This window comes from Nocardia sp. NPDC046473, from assembly GCF_040645995.1.
Taxonomy (GTDB): Bacteria; Actinomycetota; Actinomycetes; order Mycobacteriales; family Mycobacteriaceae; genus Nocardia.
The window spans coordinates 106,586-122,127 of sequence record NZ_JBEYZJ010000004.1 but is presented as its reverse complement, the minus strand read 5'-3'; the positions used below and the strand labels follow the sequence as shown (position 1 = coordinate 122,127).

The following is a 15,542-nucleotide window of genomic DNA, read 5'->3' as shown; positions in this document are numbered from 1 at the left end:
CCGCCTGGGGAACGAAAGGACCCGTAATGACTGAGCCTGCCTACGTCACGATCGCCGCGGACTATGCGCGACAGATAAGGACGGGCGCTCTACCTGCGGGAACGCAACTACGGAGCCTCACAGAGTTGGTGGACCGCCACGGCGTCTCGAAGATCGTGATCATCCAGGCCATGCAACTGCTGGAGCGCCAAGGGCTTGTGCGATCTGTTCCAAGACGAGGGACATTTGTGACCGATCATCCGAACCTCGTTCGGGTTGCACCAGAGCGTCAGATGGAGGATCCGGAGGAGACCTTCGGGCACGAGTCGGACCAAGTCGTACGGATCGAACGTGAGAGCACGAGCCTTCGGGCGACGCAAGAACTTGCGGACGTGTTCGCGATCGATCTCGGTGCAGAGGTACTGCACACCGTCACGCGCGCGACAGAAGATGGGCGGGCGATCTCCATCTCTGACACCTACCAGCCGATCGGTTTTCCCGACATCTCACACGCCACCGCGTTGGAAGAAACCGTTGCTGACCGCTTTCCCGCCGACTCGCATGCAGATTGGCTCGGGACGATGCCTGGCGAACTGGTAAAGACGGTCCACCAGCGATACCTCGGACGTGACGATCAGGTGCTTATGCTCTCAGATATCTCGTATCCGAGAGATCGCTACGATGCGTTCGTTTTCCGAATGGAACTCACGGAATCGGTAAAACCGTCGCCCATCGAGTAGAGGACTATCGCCGGGTCCATCCCTGTGCCGCGTCCGCGAGGTTCCACCAGGAGACGTAGCCGCTGTCCTCAGCGGCAAGACGCCAATTCGACTCCAGGGCAGCGAAAAATGCATCGTCGCCCGTCTTGCCGCCTTGTGGCTCGCCGACAAAGACCACGCGTTCACCCCCCGCGCGTTCGAACTCGTTGAGCGCTTTCGAGGCCATCTGATCGCCCCAACCTGGCGGCCAGCACAAGAACAAAACATGATTGGCAGAGTCTCGGAGGCGTTCCGCGGATTCGGCAAGGTTCTCGACTGGGTGCCACACATCGCGTTGGCCGGCCGCGCCCGGAAACGAAACGTTCTCCGCTCGATCTGGCGGCTCGACGTCGTAGGCATCGACGGGCACTCCAGCTCTCTCCAGCTGCGCAGCCCAATATCCGCGGCCAGCGCCCAACTCGATAACTGGCCGACCATCGCAGAAGGACTGCATCCAGGCGATTGTCTCCGGCGCCGGAACCGCATAGGCGTAGGTGGACTGAAGGATCGTTTGGGCGTAGCCCAACCGCGCGCTGCCCTGTGTTCGCCCTCCGTCAATCACGCGATGTCCGTCTCGGACCGAGACGGACGATGCGACGATGTCCCAGTACGGATTCCGGCTCTCGTCCTCGTCGCCCGTCATGTAGTTAACGAATCTCAGATCAAAAGCGGCGTCTGCTCGATCATCTCCCGTCCCGGGGAGCATTGGTGCCGTGTCGAGGTAGTCCGCCACCTTCGGGTACTTCACCTTCAAGAGGCGCTCGTCCGCCAGCAGCGAGGCAAGTTGATCCCGGCGTTCGTCTGTAAGCGTCAGCTCGGCCATGCCATCGATTCTCGCTGCGGGTAACCGATCTTGCGATGCGTTCATGAAATTCGTTGTCAGGTAGGGGAGTCCAGTTCCGGGTCTCCTCCCGTCCATCCGCGAGGATCGCACCGCCTCAGGCGATCTGGGCCTGCCCTGCACAGTGCCCGAACAGTGCCCGAACAGTGCCCGAACAGGTTTGGTCCCGTGTTTTCGCGGTGTGCCCACTCGGAAATATAGGTTAACCTGCGCCTTCGGCGCAGGGCTCTCGCTCTCACTGTTCCCGATTCTCTATGGCTTCGCTGTTCATAGAGAATCGGGAACAGTGAGAGCGAGAGCCAGGGGTGGTTGGGTCTGTAGATGTAGTAGCAAGTTGAGAAGTGGTGTGGGGGGACCAAAAGTGAGTTAGGTGGGTGGTTGCGTCAGGCGCGGATGCTGCGGGTTTAGAGCGTCAGCGGTCTGGTTGAGTCTGTAGGCGGCGGTTTAGGGCTACGCGAGCTGGCGGGGGTCGGAGTCGTGTAGCGCGGGTAGGTTTGATGCCTAGGGATCAATCTGAAGATGACGTGTCATTCATTGATGCCTAGGCATCAGGATCGGATGTAACACCGTCTGCTGCGGTCGAGATGCACCTGTCAAAGGCGCGTACCTACTGCACGTCACAGATGGCAACTACTGCTCGGCAGGAGGCCGGAACTCGTGGATGTGCTTCGTGAGTATCTGTATGTTGATCTTGAAAAGGTTAAAGGGTTGGCCAGTCAGCTCTATGAAGGAATTCCCGAAGCTACCGAAGAGTCAAGAAAAACTACCGGGCGTACGCAATTAGGCTCGCGATACGTAGGTTTGATTAGCAAGGACCGCGAGTCGGACGTTATGGATAGGAAGCTGATCGTTGACGCGCTATTTCCCGCAATCGAGCGCGACCTTGAGGCCGAAGGGTACCTCCAGGACGTATCTGATACCGTCTCAGTTGCGGAAAATTACGGTTCACTGATCGTGGATGACTGTCCTCCGGGTAGTATCGTTCGAATTACTTCACAGGGCAGAATCGTAGATCCGAGGTACTTTGCGCGAACGATGGTCGGGTTCGCTACCGCAGTAAATGGTTTCACCCTCTTGGACCCGGAGACGCCTCGACAGTCCGGGAAATCTAGGCCCAAGGGGCAGCCGTCAAGAGCGTCCTCGGTGGACGAGACTGAAGGTATTCCAGACCTGCCCCAGGGGTTCTTCGGTGACGGGGGAGGTATAACGTCATCGACCATTCGAGGAATGGTGAAGGTTATGCGGGGAATATACCCGCCTGCCGTATCGATGATACTCAGCCCCGCCGGTGTTGAGGGGCCGAGCATATCAATACGGCTAGAAGAAGGCCGTCAGCATCTCGATGCCGAGCCTGAAACCCTCTTTGCCAGGTACGGGCTAGGGCTTCAAGAATGGACTGTGGTCGGGATGATCGGGTATCACGCGGTTGCCCCTGAAGGCGCGATAGTTACCGATGTGCTGGACGAGGATAAGCGAATAAATCGTGGAAAATTGATTACTATGGTGAACAACTTTCTCGATTCGATGTCTGGACACGGTCTGGTTGAGATGCCCCAGGCCCCCGGTTTCTCAGTCGTGCCTCTAGCGGTCTATCGCGTCATTCCACGCTCGTCTGAGTCACGAGCCCTGGAAGGCCGCGATGGCTAGTTCCGGCTGGCGCTGCGGGTAGATTGCAGCAGGGCTGAGGGCCTGGGGCTCGCGAATGCGGGCCGCACGGCTCAGGGGGAAGTAGTAGCTCCGATCGAGCTCTGTCTCGCGGCCATGTGCGCCGCCCCGGTACGCAGAGAGTACGCAGCAGCATCGGTCACGGCCGTCGTCCGTCCAACCTCCCCAACGCTGATTCCCCACGTCGGAGGGGCGCACCAATATTGCCAACGTTGGTAAATGTCCAGGTAGAAGTCCGAGCTGTACTACGACGTGTAAGTCGTTCGTACATCGAGTCGTTCGGCAACGGCCCATCCGCAACTTCGCGGGTGGGCCGTTGCCCGTTTCCGGTGGTTGAGGTTTCCTACTTCGATTGATAATCTTGGGCGGTGAGCGATGAACCCGAACATCGGATCGGCGAAGGCCCTGCGACGCGGGTGAGTCTGTCGTTGCCGGAAGGCACCGCCGAGGCGATCCGCCGCCGGGTGGGTAAGCGTGAGTTCTCGTCGTTTGTCACCTCGGCCGTCGAGCGCGAGCTGCGTGGCATGCTGCTGGACGAGTACATCGCCGATCATGAACGGCGCCATGGGCCGGTGTCCGAGGCGGAGCGGCAACGAGCCAGGGATCTGTTCGATCAAGCTATCGGTGAGTCGGGGCAGTGGCACGCGGCAAGCTGAAGCCTCCGACGACCGGGCAGCAGGGAACGTTGGTATTGGACTGCGACGGATTGTCCCGCCTGGTAGACGATTCCGTGTCGGTCGTCGCGATCGTCGCCGAAGCGCGTTCGCGCGGCATGGAAGTCGTGATCAGTGCGCTCACCATCGTCGAGGCAAGCCATCGCAAGACCGACAAGGCCAGACTTGCGTGGTTGTTGTCGGCATTGCGGGTCGAGCAAGTCGACGAGGCGTCCGCGAAGGCCGCGTCGGCACTGCTGCTGGAGGCCGGGCTGCATGGGCACAAGTACGCGATCGATGCGGTTATCGCGGAAATGGCACTGCGGCAGCAAGTTCCGGTGGTCATGCTCACCAGTGATATCGATGACATGGGTAAGTTGTGTGGCGAGACTGTGCGTCTGATCGCATCATAGGTCGATGAACTGAACGATCGCGGTATCCAAGGGTCGTATTCGCCTTCGTGCAGCAGTATTTCGTCGCCCGATCGTCGTGCAGGCTAGGGGGATTGGGCTGGTTGTCCAGGGGGAATCTCGTTGACTGCTGGGGGAGTCTCGGTGAGCGGGGTAAATGCGGCGGGGTGGGAGCGAATGCCGATACCTGACTGAAACAGGTTCTACTGTTTCGCGTCATGAAGAGTTCGTTAATTTCATTGATAGCTGCTGCTTTGGCGATATTCGCCGTGACGATGGCTCCACCATTCGCTAGCGCCCAGCCCGAAGCCGAGTTGGCGGCCGGGGGTGGAAAGATCGCTCTGCAGGGAGCGGTGAATACCCGTGATATCGGCGGGTATCGGACCTATGACGGGGCGAAGACGAAGACGGGCAAGGCTATTCGGTCCGACTCGTTGGAGAAGTTGACCGATGCCGATGTGCAGAAGTTGGCGGGTCTGAACGTGAAGGCGGTGATCGACCTGCGCACACCGGGCGAGATCCAGTTCGCCGGTGCGGACAAGGCGATTCCGGGCGCGCAGGCGGTGGCGCGCCCGATCGACGACACCGGGCTGTTCCAGCAGATGCTGGCGGTGATCCAGACCCGCGATCCGCAGAAGCAGCAGGACGCGCTCGGCAACGGTAAGGCCGAGCAGATCATGCTGAACATGTACACCACGTTCATCGGCCGTCCGGAGTCACGCACGGCATTCGGGCAGACGATCAAGGATCTCGCGAACACGGACAAGGCGACGCTCTACCACTGCACCGCGGGCAAGGACCGCACCGGCTGGCTGACCTACGTGCTGCTGCGCGCGGTCGGCGTGCCGGAAGGCACTGCGCGACAGGACTATCTGCTGTCGAACCAGTATCGGGCCGCCGCCGACGCCGCACTGCGCCAGCAGGTACAACAGGCCGGTCTGATGCAAAACCCCGATCTGCTCATCCCGCTGCAGGAGGTCCGGGACGCGTACCTGGACGCCGCGGTCAACAAGATGGAGCAGGACTACGGCGATCTCGGCAAGTTCCTCACCAAGGGGCTCGGCCTGGACGCAGGCACCATCCTGAAGCTGCGCAAGAATCTGGTTGCCTAGGTGTTGAAAGACATTCGGGCCCATCCACTTACCGGTGGATGGGCCTGTTGTCGTTGCTAGGACTGCTTTTTCGCCTGCTCCCGCAGCGCGGCGGAGAGCTGGCCCGGCATCGGTTCATGCCGGGTGTAGGAGCGGGTGAAGTCGCCGGTGCCGTGCGAGAGCGAGCGCAGATCGATGGCATAGCGGCTGAGTTCGAGTTCCGGTACCTCGGCGTGGATTCGGGTGCGGCCGACGCCGTGCGGTTCGGTGCCGAGCACCCGACCGCGGCGACTGGACAGGTCGCTCAGAACCGGGCCGACATAGTCGTCGGCGACGAGCACCCACACCTCGGCGATCGGCTCGAGCAGCGCGACACCCGCGCTCGCCGCGGCCTCGCGCAGCGCGAGCGCACCCGCGGTTTGGAAGGCGGCGTCGGAGGAGTCGACCGAATGCGCCTTGCCGTCGAACAGTGTCACCCGCACATCCACCAGCGGATATCCGGCCGCGACACCGCGCGTCGCCTGCGCGCGCACGCCCTTCTCCACCGACGGAATGAACTGGCGCGGAACAACTCCGCCGACCACCCGGTCCACGAACTCGATCCCGGATCCGCCGGGCAGCGGCTCGACCTCGATCTCACACACGGCGTACTGACCGTGCCCGCCGGACTGCTTCACATGCCTGCCGCGCCCATTCGCCTTGCCCGCGAACGTTTCGCGCAACGCGACCTGATGATCGACCACATCGACCTGCACCCCGAACCGGCTCCGCAACCGCTCCAGCGCCACATCGCGATGCGCCTCGCCGAGACACCACAGCACCAGCTGATGGGTATTCGCGTTGTGCTCGAGCCGCACGGCCGGATCCTCGGCCGCCAGCCGGGCCAGGCTCTGTGAGAGTTTGTCCTCGTCGGCCTTGCTGTGCGCGGTAATGGCGATGGGCAGCAACGGATCCGGCATCAGCCACGGCTCGATCAGCAGCGGTTTGTCGGTGCCGGAGAGGGTGTCGCCGGTTTCCGCGCGACTCAGCTTGGTGACGTAGGCGATATCGCCGGCGATGGCCTGGCCGAGCGGGCGCTGCCCCTTGCCGAACGGCGCCGAGACCGCGCCGATCCGCTCGTCGACGTCGTGGCTCTCGTGGCCGCGCTCCGCCAGACCGTGGCCGCACACGTGCACCGTGTCGTCGGCGCGCAGCGTGCCAGAGAACACCCGGACCAGCGACACCCGGCCGACGTACGGGTCCGACGCGGTGCGGATCACCTCCGCCGCGAGCACGCCGTTCGGATCGCAGTCGAGTTCACGCCGGGTGTTGCCGCCCGCGGCGGTGACGGCGGAGACGATGTGTTCCGACGGCGTCGGGAAGCCGCCGGTGATCAGATCGAGCAGCTCGACGGTGCCCAAGCCCTGCTTGGCGCCCTCCGGCGCGGGCGCGCCGAACAGCACGGGATGGAAGCTGCCCCTGGCCACCGCCCGCTCGAGATCGGTGACGAGGGTGGCGAGTTCGATTTCCGCGCCGCTGAGATAGCGGTCCATCAGGGTTTCGTCTTCGCTTTCGGCGATGATGCCCTCGATGAGCCGGTTGCGCGCCTCGTCCAGCATCGGCTGCTGCTCGGGAGTCGGCGCGGTTTCCACCCGTTCGCCGGAGGAGTAGTCGACCACGCAGTTCGGCAGCAGCTCGATCAGCCCGGTGACCGGGCGGTGACCGTCCGCGCTCTTCGGGCCGTAGACCGGAAGATGCAGGGGGAGAACGTTTTCCGATGCGCCGCCGCTGAGGATGGTGCGGCAGGTCTCGGTCATCTCCTCGAAGTCGGCCCGCGCGGTGTCCAGGTGCGAGAGCACGATCGCCCGCGGCATCCCGACCGCCGCGCATTCTTCCCACAGCGCGCGGGTCGCACCGCTGACGCCCTCCGCACCCTCCGCCGCCGAGATGACGAACAATGCCGCGTCTGCCGCCCGCAATCCGGCCCGCAACTCACCGACGAAATCCGCGTAGCCGGGCGTATCCAGCAGATTGATCTTCATCCCCGACCAGGCCAGCGGCACCACCGACAATTGCACCGAGCGGTGCTGCCGATGTTCGATCTCGTCGTAATCAGAGAGAGAGGTTCCGTCCTCGACCCGCCCCGCCCGATTCACCGTCCCCGTGGTCAGCGCCATCGCCTCGACCAGTGTCGTCTTCCCCGACCCGCAGTGCCCGACCAGCACCACATTTCGAATCTGCTCCGGCCGCTCGGCCGCAACCACTCTGCCGTTGCCCCCTACGGTTCCACTCGTCTTGTCCACTGTGCGTCTCGCTTCCTCGCGCCCCGACACCTGCGGTCCTTCGAGCTTCCCACCGGCGGTCACCGCGCGTCCACGGATCGGAAGATCCGGTGCCACGGACTGTCCGGTCCGTATCCGGCCCGACGCAGGGGCGGTCTCAGTCGAGCGCGACCACGGCCTCCACCTCGACCAAGAACTCCGGTCGGAACAGTCCGGCCACCTGGACGAGGGAGCTGGCGGGGTTGGGCAGGTTGCCGAGGGCAGGGCGGAGGAACTCGTCGCGGACGTCGCGGAGGTCCTGGAGTTGGCTGGTGTCGGTGACGAACCAGGTGAGCTTGACCAGGTTGGTCCAGTCGGTGCCGAGGGCGTGCAGCACGTTCTGCAGGTTGGTGAGTGCCTGCCTGGTCTGTGCGGCCAGGTCGTTCTCGCCGACCAGGGTGCCGTCGGCGTCCACCGCGATCTGGCCGGACACGTAGGCGAGACCGTTGGAGGTGGTCACCGCGTGGGCGTATCCGAAGCCGGGAGCGACGCCGGGGATGTCAGTAACTCGTTCGTTGATCCTCGCCATGGGCACAGCGTAGACGGGCTTTCGGAACGCCGGTGAGGGCCTGAATCTTGCAGTCCTGCTATGACTTACGTGCCTCCGGCGGGCGAGCGGGCTGGTCGCCGCAGGCAGGTCGAGCCGGGGTGACCCCCGGTTGGGGGCTTGACCGGCGGGGGCCTGCCGGGCGAGAGTGCGCGCATGGTTGTCATACAGGACGTGCCGCGCGCGACGCTGCGCAAGGTCACGCTTCGCCTGGTGCCGTTTCTCGGGCTGCTGTACTTCGTCAATTACCTGGATCGGGTCAACATCGGCTTCGCCGGGCCCAGCGGGATGAAGGCCGATCTCGGGCTCACCGAGACGGCCTTCGGGTTCGCGTCCGGGATCTTCTTCCTCGGCTACCTGGTGCTCGAGGTGCCGAGCAATCTGGCGCTGCACAAGTTCGGGGCGCGCCGCTGGATCGCCCGAATCCTGGCCAGCTGGGGCGTGATCGCGACCGCGATGGCGTTCGTGCCCAACGAAACCGTGCTGTACGTCCTGCGATTCGCGCTCGGTGTGGCGGAGGCGGGATTCTTCCCCGGCATCCTGCTGTACCTCACGTACTGGTTCCCGCAGAAGCAGCGGGCTAAGTTCGTCGCGCTGTTCATGGTCGCCGTGCCGATCTCCACTGCGCTCGGCTCCACCATGTCGAGCCTGATCATCCAGTACGGGCACGGCGTGTTCGGGCTCAGCGGCTGGCGGTTCATGTTCCTCGTCGAGGGGGTGCCCGCGCTGCTGCTCGCGGTGGTGACCTGGTTCTTCCTCACCGACAGTCCGGCACAGGCGAAGTGGCTGACGAGTGCCGAACGGCAGTGGCTCGGTACGGAACTCGCCGCTGAGCAAGCCGCCGCGGAGAAGGGCGAGCACTGGACGTTGCGCAAGGCGCTGACCGATACCCGGATCATCGGCCTCGCCCTCGTCTACGGCGGAATCGTGTACGGGCTCTACGCTTTGGGCTTCTTCCTGCCGACCATCATCAACGGATTCCAGCAGCAGTACGGGACGCACTATTCGGTGGTGCAGCGCGGACTGATCAACGCGGTGCCTTACGTCATCGGGGCCTTCGTAATGGTCTGGTGGAGCAGGCACGGCGACCGAACCGGTGAACGTCCCTGGCATGTAGCGCTTCCCGCACTGCTCGGCGGTCTGGCCATCCCGGTGGCCCTCTACCTCGGGAATCCGATCGCCGCCATGGCCGCCGTAACCGTCTGCGCCGTCGGTGTTCTCGCCGCCCTCCCCACCTTCTGGGCCCTCCCCAGCGCCTTCCTCACCGGCGCCGCCGCCGCGGGTGGTATCGCGTTGATCAACTCGATCGGCAACATCAGCGGCTTCGCCGCACCGTATATCACTGGTGGACTGAAGGATTGGACCGGATCGCAACGCGCGGGCCTCTGGGTGGTCGGGTTCGCCATGATCGGCTCGGCCGTCGGTGCGCTGGTGCTGTGGAAACGGACCAGCGTTGGCGCACAGGAAGATCCGGTCTCGCTGAAGAAACCGTAACGATCCAGGGGCACCGGTCGCTCAGGGAACCACTGGACCTTGCGGCGCCGCGGGTGCTTTTCTGCGCGGGCGCTTGTGGATGCCGATCAGCACCCGCTTGTGCAGATGTTCCTCGATCAATTGGACCAGTTGCTGGCCGTCGATGAGTTCCATCCGGCCGTGTTCGCGGGCCTTGCGCTCGCATCCGGTGGTGAACCACGAGGTGGTGATGAGGATGCCCCAGCCCGCCTTCTTCTCCTCCATCGCACCGGCGAGCTCGCGGACGTGGCTGACGCCGATGACGTTTCGATATTGCTTGGCCTGCACGATGGCAAGGCCGCCGATGAGTGGCGTGCGTTTGGCAATGACGGCGTCGACACCGTCGTCGTTGGATTGCTGGGTTGTCCAGCCCTCGGCCCCCTGCGCCTGGAATATCTGGCGTACCAGATGCTCGAACTGGGTCGGTGTCATGTCCATCAGGTCGGGCCGGGAGTCGAGGGTGGCCGCCGCGTCGAACTCCTTGACGAATCGGTAACGGTTCCAGTCGAAGTCGAGTGTCGAGGCGATGGGCTCGACCTCGTAGGGATGGCCCGAGATGAGTGTGTCGAAGCTGCGCAAACACACCTGTGGTGCAACGTTCATCAGGTTGGTGTCCGGTGGTAGCTGGGCACGTTCGACGGAGGTACTGACTATGGTCGGGTCGTCCATTTCTCCGGTGGCCGGATTGTGTCGGCGGACATAACCGTCGAAATGGACCGAGTGCAGGACGGGGTCGGCGACGAGAAGATCGCGGACGCACAGCAGCGTCGTCTGGGCGATGACTTCGCGGTACAGATCATCGAGCTGCGCCTTGGTTCGCGGCACCGCCCGTTGCTCGTCTTTGCTTGCGATGTACTTGAATTCGCGATCGGACGGGATCACATCGTGCCCCGGCAGTTCGAATCGCACCGCGAGCAGTTCGCGGCGCGGATCGAAGGCGAATTCCATTGCCCGCGGAAACGTGTCAGGAAGGGGAGTCCTGGCCAGTACCCGGCCGGCGAGCCACTCCACCTCCTGTGGGTTGCGGGCTTCGAGACCGGCGACGCGGGCGTCTACGATCGCGTTCCGCTCCGCCGCCCGCTGTTCGATCCGAGCGATTTCCTCGGCATGTGCCGCGGTCAGTCGCGCGACCTGTTCCTGGCGATACTGTTCCTGGCGTGCGTGCTCCACGATCGCCGCGTCGAAGCGCGCCCGCTCTTCCTCGACACGGGCCAGATACTTGTCCGCACCGCCGAACATTCGCGACAGGCGACCGGGCTCGGGTGGTGCTGTCCACTGCGGGGCAGGACGCGGATGTGCGTACTGCCCGAGATCTAGTGGTGGAAGTGCGGGCGTGGTGCGGTCGGCGTCCAGATCGATCCACGGTGAGTAGTGCACTCCCTCGACCAAGATGCTCGTGATCTGTTCGATCCACTGAGCCAGATTCCGGTTGAGCGCTTCGACACCCGCCTTGCGGGTCTGCGTGTATTCGAGTCGGAGCTGCTTCTCGTAGGCCGCCTGCGCCCGCTCGGCCTGCTTGCGGTCGCGTTCTACCGCACGTTCGCGGCGCAGTGCCTCCTGCGCGGCCAGCCGCCGCTGCCGTTGAATCTCGTAGAAAAAACCCTTCGAACCCACAGCCGCCCCCTCACGCCTGCCCCAAGTTCTTGATCGTGTTCGTCAACGGTAAATCGATTTCCGCTGCCGGCGCGCAGTCTTCGCACAAATGCTGGGTCCTCGCATATCCACCGGAAGGTAGGGGGTATGCGAGGACTCGGCGGGGTCAGGTGCAGGCGGGGGAGGATTCGCCGGCGAGTAGGAGGCTTTCGCAGACCCAGCTGGTGTCGAGACGCCAGGTGTTGTCGCGGGCGGTGAAGGGGATCACCATGCGGCGTTTGCCGTCGGCGGCGGCGACTGTCGTGGTCGCGAAGAGGGTGGTGCCGTCGAGGTCGGTGAGCTTGTCGACCTGGAAGGTCATGGGGTATTCGGCGTAGACCTTTGCCAGTTTGGTGATCAGTTCGGGATCTTTGTCGTCGGCGGCGATACGCAACGTTTTCCGGGTGGCGGGGAGCTGTGTATCGAAAGCCTGCTGTAGTTCGGTGGCGAGGCTCGCGGAGTCGGGGAGGGCCAGGGGTGGAACCGGCGGCGCCGGCTGGTCACCGGGCAGCGAGTTGGGGAACAGCTGCTCGACGATGGCTGCCCAGATGTCGGATGCGGAGATCCGCAGCAGGGTTGGCGGGATCGTGTACTGGTTGACCGCCACCGCGACGGTGGCCCCGCTGTCCGGTAGGTAGGCGACGTGGGTGGTGTAGCCGAGTACCCCACCGGTGTGACCGAGCCAGGGGCCGAAGCGTTGTAACCCGAGGCCGTAGTTGAGGGGGCCACCGCCCGCGGTTCCACTGGTGAATTGCTTTCTGGCCTGAAGTGTTTCGGGCTTCAGCAGGTCGCCGCTGGCGAGTAGAGGCGCGTATTCGGCGAGGTCGGAGATGGTCGACACCATCGAGCCCGCGGCGCCGAAGATCGCCGGGGCGTTGCGGGCGGTGACGTTCGTGGCGGTCTCGTCGAAGTAGCTGTAGCCCTGGCTGGCCGGCGTCGGCATGGTGGCGTCGGCGGGATAGGTGGTTTCGTGCAGGCCGTGGGCTTGCGCGACGTCGGAGAGGACCTCGTGGACCGGCTTGCCGAGCACCTTCTCCAGCACCAGGCCGAGCAGGAAGTACTCGGAGTTGGAGTATTCGGTGGTGGTGCGTGGCGGTTTCGCGTGCTCCGGATGCGCGGCGAGCTTGCGCAGCCGATCGCCGTCGTGCCATTCGCCCGGTGTCTTCGTCACCAACTGAGCGGCGAAATCGGTGTCGCCCACCAGATCCCAGACTCCGCCGCGCATGCCGAGCAGGTCGCGCAGGGTGATGGTGTCGCCGTTGGGTACACCGGGGACGTATTTGCTCAGCGTGTCGTCGAGGGAAAGCTTGCCTTCGTCAGCGGCTCGAAGGATCGCGGTGGCGGTGAATGTCTTGGTGACGCTGCCGATTCGGACGTGATCGTCGACGGTCATCGGGCGTCCGGTGGCCAGGTCGGCGACGCCGTATGCCTTGACGTACACGCCATGACCAGGAGCGTTCACGGCGACCAGCGCACCGGGGATCAAGCCGGCGTCGATGGTCTTGCGGACGGCTTCATCGATCTTGCTCTGCTCGTCCGCCGGAAGAATTGCCATGGGGCAGCTGTCCCGGGGCCCGCACTCTTTATCGGTCGTGCAGCCGACCAGCACGGTGGTGACCACGGCCACGGCGAGCGCGCCGGCACCGACCCGCATGAGCCGAGCGAAGATATTACGGCCGAGCATATTTCGATCCCCCTGCGTTCTGCGAGTCTGCACATCTGTATATCGGCCGAGCTACCGGTCGCGTTTACCGACGAACCGTGGACACGGTAGGTCCACCAGCCGCCACACCGGACCATCCGAAGGCGGCCGGTGTGCGCACCGTGGTCGGCCGCCGAAGCGAGTCGGCATGGGACGCGGCATCCTGAGGACGTGGCGCCCTCGGCGAGATGTGCCATGCTTTGACGGTGTCGCGCACCGGACCATCCGAGGGCGGCTTGCCGTGTGCGCCGTGGTCTGGTGCTGAAGCGAGTTTGCATGGATGCGGCTTTTGAGACGGGGTGCCCTGCTGCGACATGTGCCATCGCCTGATGGTGTTGCACACCGGACTGCCCGAGCGCGCCATGGCCAGCTGCTGAAATGAGTCGGCATGAGCGAGGCGTTCTGAGCCGTGGTGACCCCGCTCCGAGATGCGCCATGGCCCTGATGGTGTATCGCACACCGGACCGTTCGAGGCGACCCGGTGCGCGAACTGTGGTCAGCCGCCGAGGCGAGCCTGGACTGACATGGCTTTCTGGGGCGCAGCGCCTCTTGGCGAGATGCGCCATTGTCAGCGATCTCGGGGCGGTGGTGGCGATGGCCTGATGAGTAGCGCACCGGAACCGTTCGAGGGCGGCCCGGTGCGCGCGAACTATGGTCAGCCGCCGAAGCGAGCCAGGACGGACGAGGCTTCCTGGGACGCCGCGCCACCCTCGGCGAGATGCGCCATGGCGGGCGCGATCTCGCGACCGTGGTGCGCCATCGCCTGGCTGTAGAGGCGACCCGCGCGGTAGGACGAGCGGACCAGCGGCCCGGCCATCACGCCCGCGAAGCCGATCTCCTCGGCCATCTTCGAGTGGTCGACGAATTCCTGCGGCTTCACCCAGCGGTCCACCGGGTGGTGGCGGGGGGAGGGGCGCAGGTACTGGGTGATGGTGAGGATGTCGCAGCCTGCCTCGTGCAGGTCGCGCATCGCCTGGGTGACCTCTTCGGGGGTCTCGCCCATGCCGAGGATCAGGTTGGACTTGGTGACCAGCCCGGCCGCTCGCGCGGCGGTGAGGACCGACAGTGAGCGCTCGTAGCGGAAGGCGGGGCGGATGCGCTTGAAGATGCGCGGCACCGTTTCCAGGTTGTGCGCCAACACCTCCGGGCGCGCGGAGAACACCTCGGCCAGCTGGTCGGGCACGGCGTTGAAGTCGGGGATGAGCAGCTCGACGCCGGTGCTCGGGTTGAGTTGCTTGATGGCGCGCACAGTTTCGGCGTAGAGCCAGGCGCCGCCGTCTTCCAGGTCGTCGCGGGCGACGCCGGTGATGGTCGAGTAACGCAGACCCATTGCCTGCACGCTCTCGGCGACCCGGCGCGGCTCGTCCCGATCGAGTGCGGCCGGTTTGCCGGTGTCGATCTGGCAGAAGTCGCAGCGACGGGTGCACTGCTCGCCGCCGATCAGGAAGGTGGCCTCACGGTCTTCCCAGCATTCGAAGATGTTGGGACAACCCGCCTCCTCGCACACCGTGTGCAGGCCCTCGCGTTTGACCAGACCCTTGAGCTCGGAATACTCCGGGCCCATCTTGGCCTTGGTACGAATCCATTGAGGTTTGCGCTCGATCGGGGTCTCCGCGTTGCGCGCCTCGATGCGTAGCAGTTTGCGTCCTGCCGGTGCTGAAGCTGAGGTCACTAGATCGACATTACGCCTACCCGATCAGGCGTTCGCGGCCCCTCCTACCGGTGTGACGCGCGCAATATCGTGAGCGGTTACCGGCAGTTCGCCATTGAGCGCCCTGGCGATGGCCTCGGCGACGAGCGGCTTGGCCTCGGCCACCGTGAACTCGCGGCCCAACTCGCGCGACAGCGTGGTGACACCGGCATCGCGGATGCCGCAGGGGATGATCGCCTGGAAGCCGTCCATGGCGGAGTTGCAGTTGAGCGAGATGCCGTGCAGGGCAACGCCGCGCTGTACCCGCACGCCGATCGCGGCGATCTTGCGCTCGGCGAACACGTCGGTCGCGGGCAGCCAGACACCGGAGCGGCCGTCGATCCGGCCGCAGTTCAAGCCGAGGTCGGTGCAGACGGTGATGAGGGCTTCCTCGAGTCGACGCACGTAATGCACGACGTCGACCGGCTCGGCGAGCCGCACGATCGGGTAGCCCACCAGCTGGCCAGGGCCGTGCCAGGTGATCTTGCCGCCGCGATCCACCTCGACCACCGGGCTGCCGTCGATCGGCAGATCCTCGGCCTCGGTCCGGCGGCCCGCGGTGTAGACCGCTGGGTGCTCGAGCAGCAGCAGGCGATCGGATCCGATGCCGTCGGCCCGCTCCGCGGCGATGGTCCGCTGCAGCTCCCAGGCGTTGTGGTAGTCGATGAGTCCGAGATCCTCGACCACGATCGGGGTCGTATCGAATCGGGCGGACGCCGTGGTGCGCGTGTCGTTCACGTGCTCGACGGTACGCCGGACGGG

13 protein-coding genes are annotated in these 15,542 nt (G+C 64.5%); 6 read left to right on the top strand and 7 right to left on the bottom strand.

What is annotated here, in order from left to right:
* Positions 1 to 26: 26 nt before the first annotated feature.
* On the top strand, positions 27 to 719 hold the full coding sequence (locus ABZ942_RS14930; RefSeq protein WP_357382096.1) for a GntR family transcriptional regulator: 693 nt from the start codon (positions 27 to 29) through the stop codon (positions 717 to 719).
* Positions 720 to 723: 4 nt separating this feature from the next.
* Here ABZ942_RS14930 and ABZ942_RS14925 read toward each other — a convergent pair whose 3' ends face one another.
* Positions 724 to 1,560: a hypothetical protein gene (locus ABZ942_RS14925; protein WP_357382094.1), complete on the bottom strand. Its 837-nt coding sequence runs from the start codon at positions 1,558 to 1,560 to the stop codon at positions 724 to 726.
* A 675-nt stretch (positions 1,561 to 2,235) separates the two neighbouring features.
* Here ABZ942_RS14925 and ABZ942_RS14920 point away from each other — a divergent pair.
* From ABZ942_RS14920 to ABZ942_RS14905, 4 genes are all read left to right on the top strand, one after another.
* On the top strand, positions 2,236 to 3,225 hold the full coding sequence (locus ABZ942_RS14920; RefSeq protein WP_357382092.1) for a hypothetical protein: 990 nt from the start codon (positions 2,236 to 2,238) through the stop codon (positions 3,223 to 3,225).
* A gap of 386 nt (positions 3,226 to 3,611) precedes the next feature.
* Positions 3,612 to 3,899 (top strand): hypothetical protein, encoded by a 288-nt coding sequence (locus ABZ942_RS14915; RefSeq protein WP_357382090.1) that lies wholly within the window; start codon positions 3,612 to 3,614, stop codon positions 3,897 to 3,899.
* A complete protein-coding gene (locus ABZ942_RS14910) occupies positions 3,881 to 4,309 on the top strand; it encodes a DNA-binding protein (RefSeq protein ID WP_357382088.1) in 429 nt (142 codons plus the stop codon). Before ABZ942_RS14915 ends, ABZ942_RS14910 begins: the two co-directional genes overlap by 19 nt.
* A gap of 215 nt (positions 4,310 to 4,524) precedes the next feature.
* The gene (locus ABZ942_RS14905) at positions 4,525 to 5,418 is read left to right on the top strand and encodes a tyrosine-protein phosphatase (protein ID WP_357382086.1); all 894 of its coding nucleotides are present in this window, start codon (positions 4,525 to 4,527) and stop codon (positions 5,416 to 5,418) included.
* 56 nt (positions 5,419 to 5,474) lie between these two features.
* Here the strand turns inward: ABZ942_RS14905 and ABZ942_RS14900 are convergent, their stop codons facing one another.
* Complete coding sequence (locus ABZ942_RS14900; protein ID WP_357383171.1) at positions 5,475 to 7,640, bottom strand: elongation factor G-like protein EF-G2; 2,166 nt, start codon at positions 7,638 to 7,640, stop codon at positions 5,475 to 5,477.
* 175 nt (positions 7,641 to 7,815) lie between these two features.
* Entirely contained in the window at positions 7,816 to 8,226 is a 411-nt protein-coding gene (locus ABZ942_RS14895) for a RidA family protein (RefSeq protein WP_357382084.1), read from the bottom strand.
* A gap of 174 nt (positions 8,227 to 8,400) precedes the next feature.
* On the opposite strand from ABZ942_RS14895, the gene ABZ942_RS14890 reads away from it, so the two are divergent.
* Positions 8,401 to 9,738, top strand: a complete 1,338-nt coding sequence (locus ABZ942_RS14890) for an MFS transporter (protein ID WP_357382082.1) — start codon at positions 8,401 to 8,403, stop codon at positions 9,736 to 9,738.
* Between the two features lie 21 nt (positions 9,739 to 9,759).
* On the opposite strand, the gene ABZ942_RS14885 is transcribed toward ABZ942_RS14890, so the two are convergent.
* From ABZ942_RS14885 to lipB, 4 genes are all read right to left on the bottom strand, one after another.
* On the bottom strand, positions 9,760 to 11,370 hold the full coding sequence (locus tag ABZ942_RS14885; RefSeq protein ID WP_357382080.1) for a restriction endonuclease: 1,611 nt from the start codon (positions 11,368 to 11,370) through the stop codon (positions 9,760 to 9,762).
* 145 nt (positions 11,371 to 11,515) lie between these two features.
* Entirely contained in the window at positions 11,516 to 13,072 is a 1,557-nt protein-coding gene (locus ABZ942_RS14880) for a serine hydrolase domain-containing protein (protein ID WP_357382078.1), read from the bottom strand.
* Between the two features lie 673 nt (positions 13,073 to 13,745).
* Entirely contained in the window at positions 13,746 to 14,762 is a 1,017-nt protein-coding gene (lipA, locus tag ABZ942_RS14875) for a lipoyl synthase (RefSeq protein WP_357382076.1), read from the bottom strand.
* 24 nt (positions 14,763 to 14,786) lie between these two features.
* The gene (lipB, locus tag ABZ942_RS14870) at positions 14,787 to 15,518 is read right to left on the bottom strand and encodes a lipoyl(octanoyl) transferase LipB (protein WP_357382074.1); all 732 of its coding nucleotides are present in this window, start codon (positions 15,516 to 15,518) and stop codon (positions 14,787 to 14,789) included.
* Positions 15,519 to 15,542 lie beyond the last annotated feature (24 nt).

What these genes read in the sequence shown, in the direction of transcription:
- ABZ942_RS14905 (WP_357382086.1), top strand. Translation starts at nt 4,525, where the DNA reads ATGAAGAGTTCGTTAATTTCATTGATAGCTGCTGCTTTGGCGATATTC.
- ABZ942_RS14895 (WP_357382084.1), bottom strand. Translation starts at nt 8,226, where the DNA reads ATGGCGAGGATCAACGAACGAGTTACTGACATCCCCGGCGTCGCTCCC.
- ABZ942_RS14880 (WP_357382078.1), bottom strand. Translation starts at nt 13,072, where the DNA reads ATGCTCGGCCGTAATATCTTCGCTCGGCTCATGCGGGTCGGTGCCGGC.
- ABZ942_RS14890 (WP_357382082.1), top strand. Translation starts at nt 8,401, where the DNA reads ATGGTTGTCATACAGGACGTGCCGCGCGCGACGCTGCGCAAGGTCACG.
- ABZ942_RS14930 (WP_357382096.1), top strand. Translation starts at nt 27, where the DNA reads ATGACTGAGCCTGCCTACGTCACGATCGCCGCGGACTATGCGCGACAG.
- ABZ942_RS14925 (WP_357382094.1), bottom strand. Translation starts at nt 1,560, where the DNA reads ATGGCCGAGCTGACGCTTACAGACGAACGCCGGGATCAACTTGCCTCG.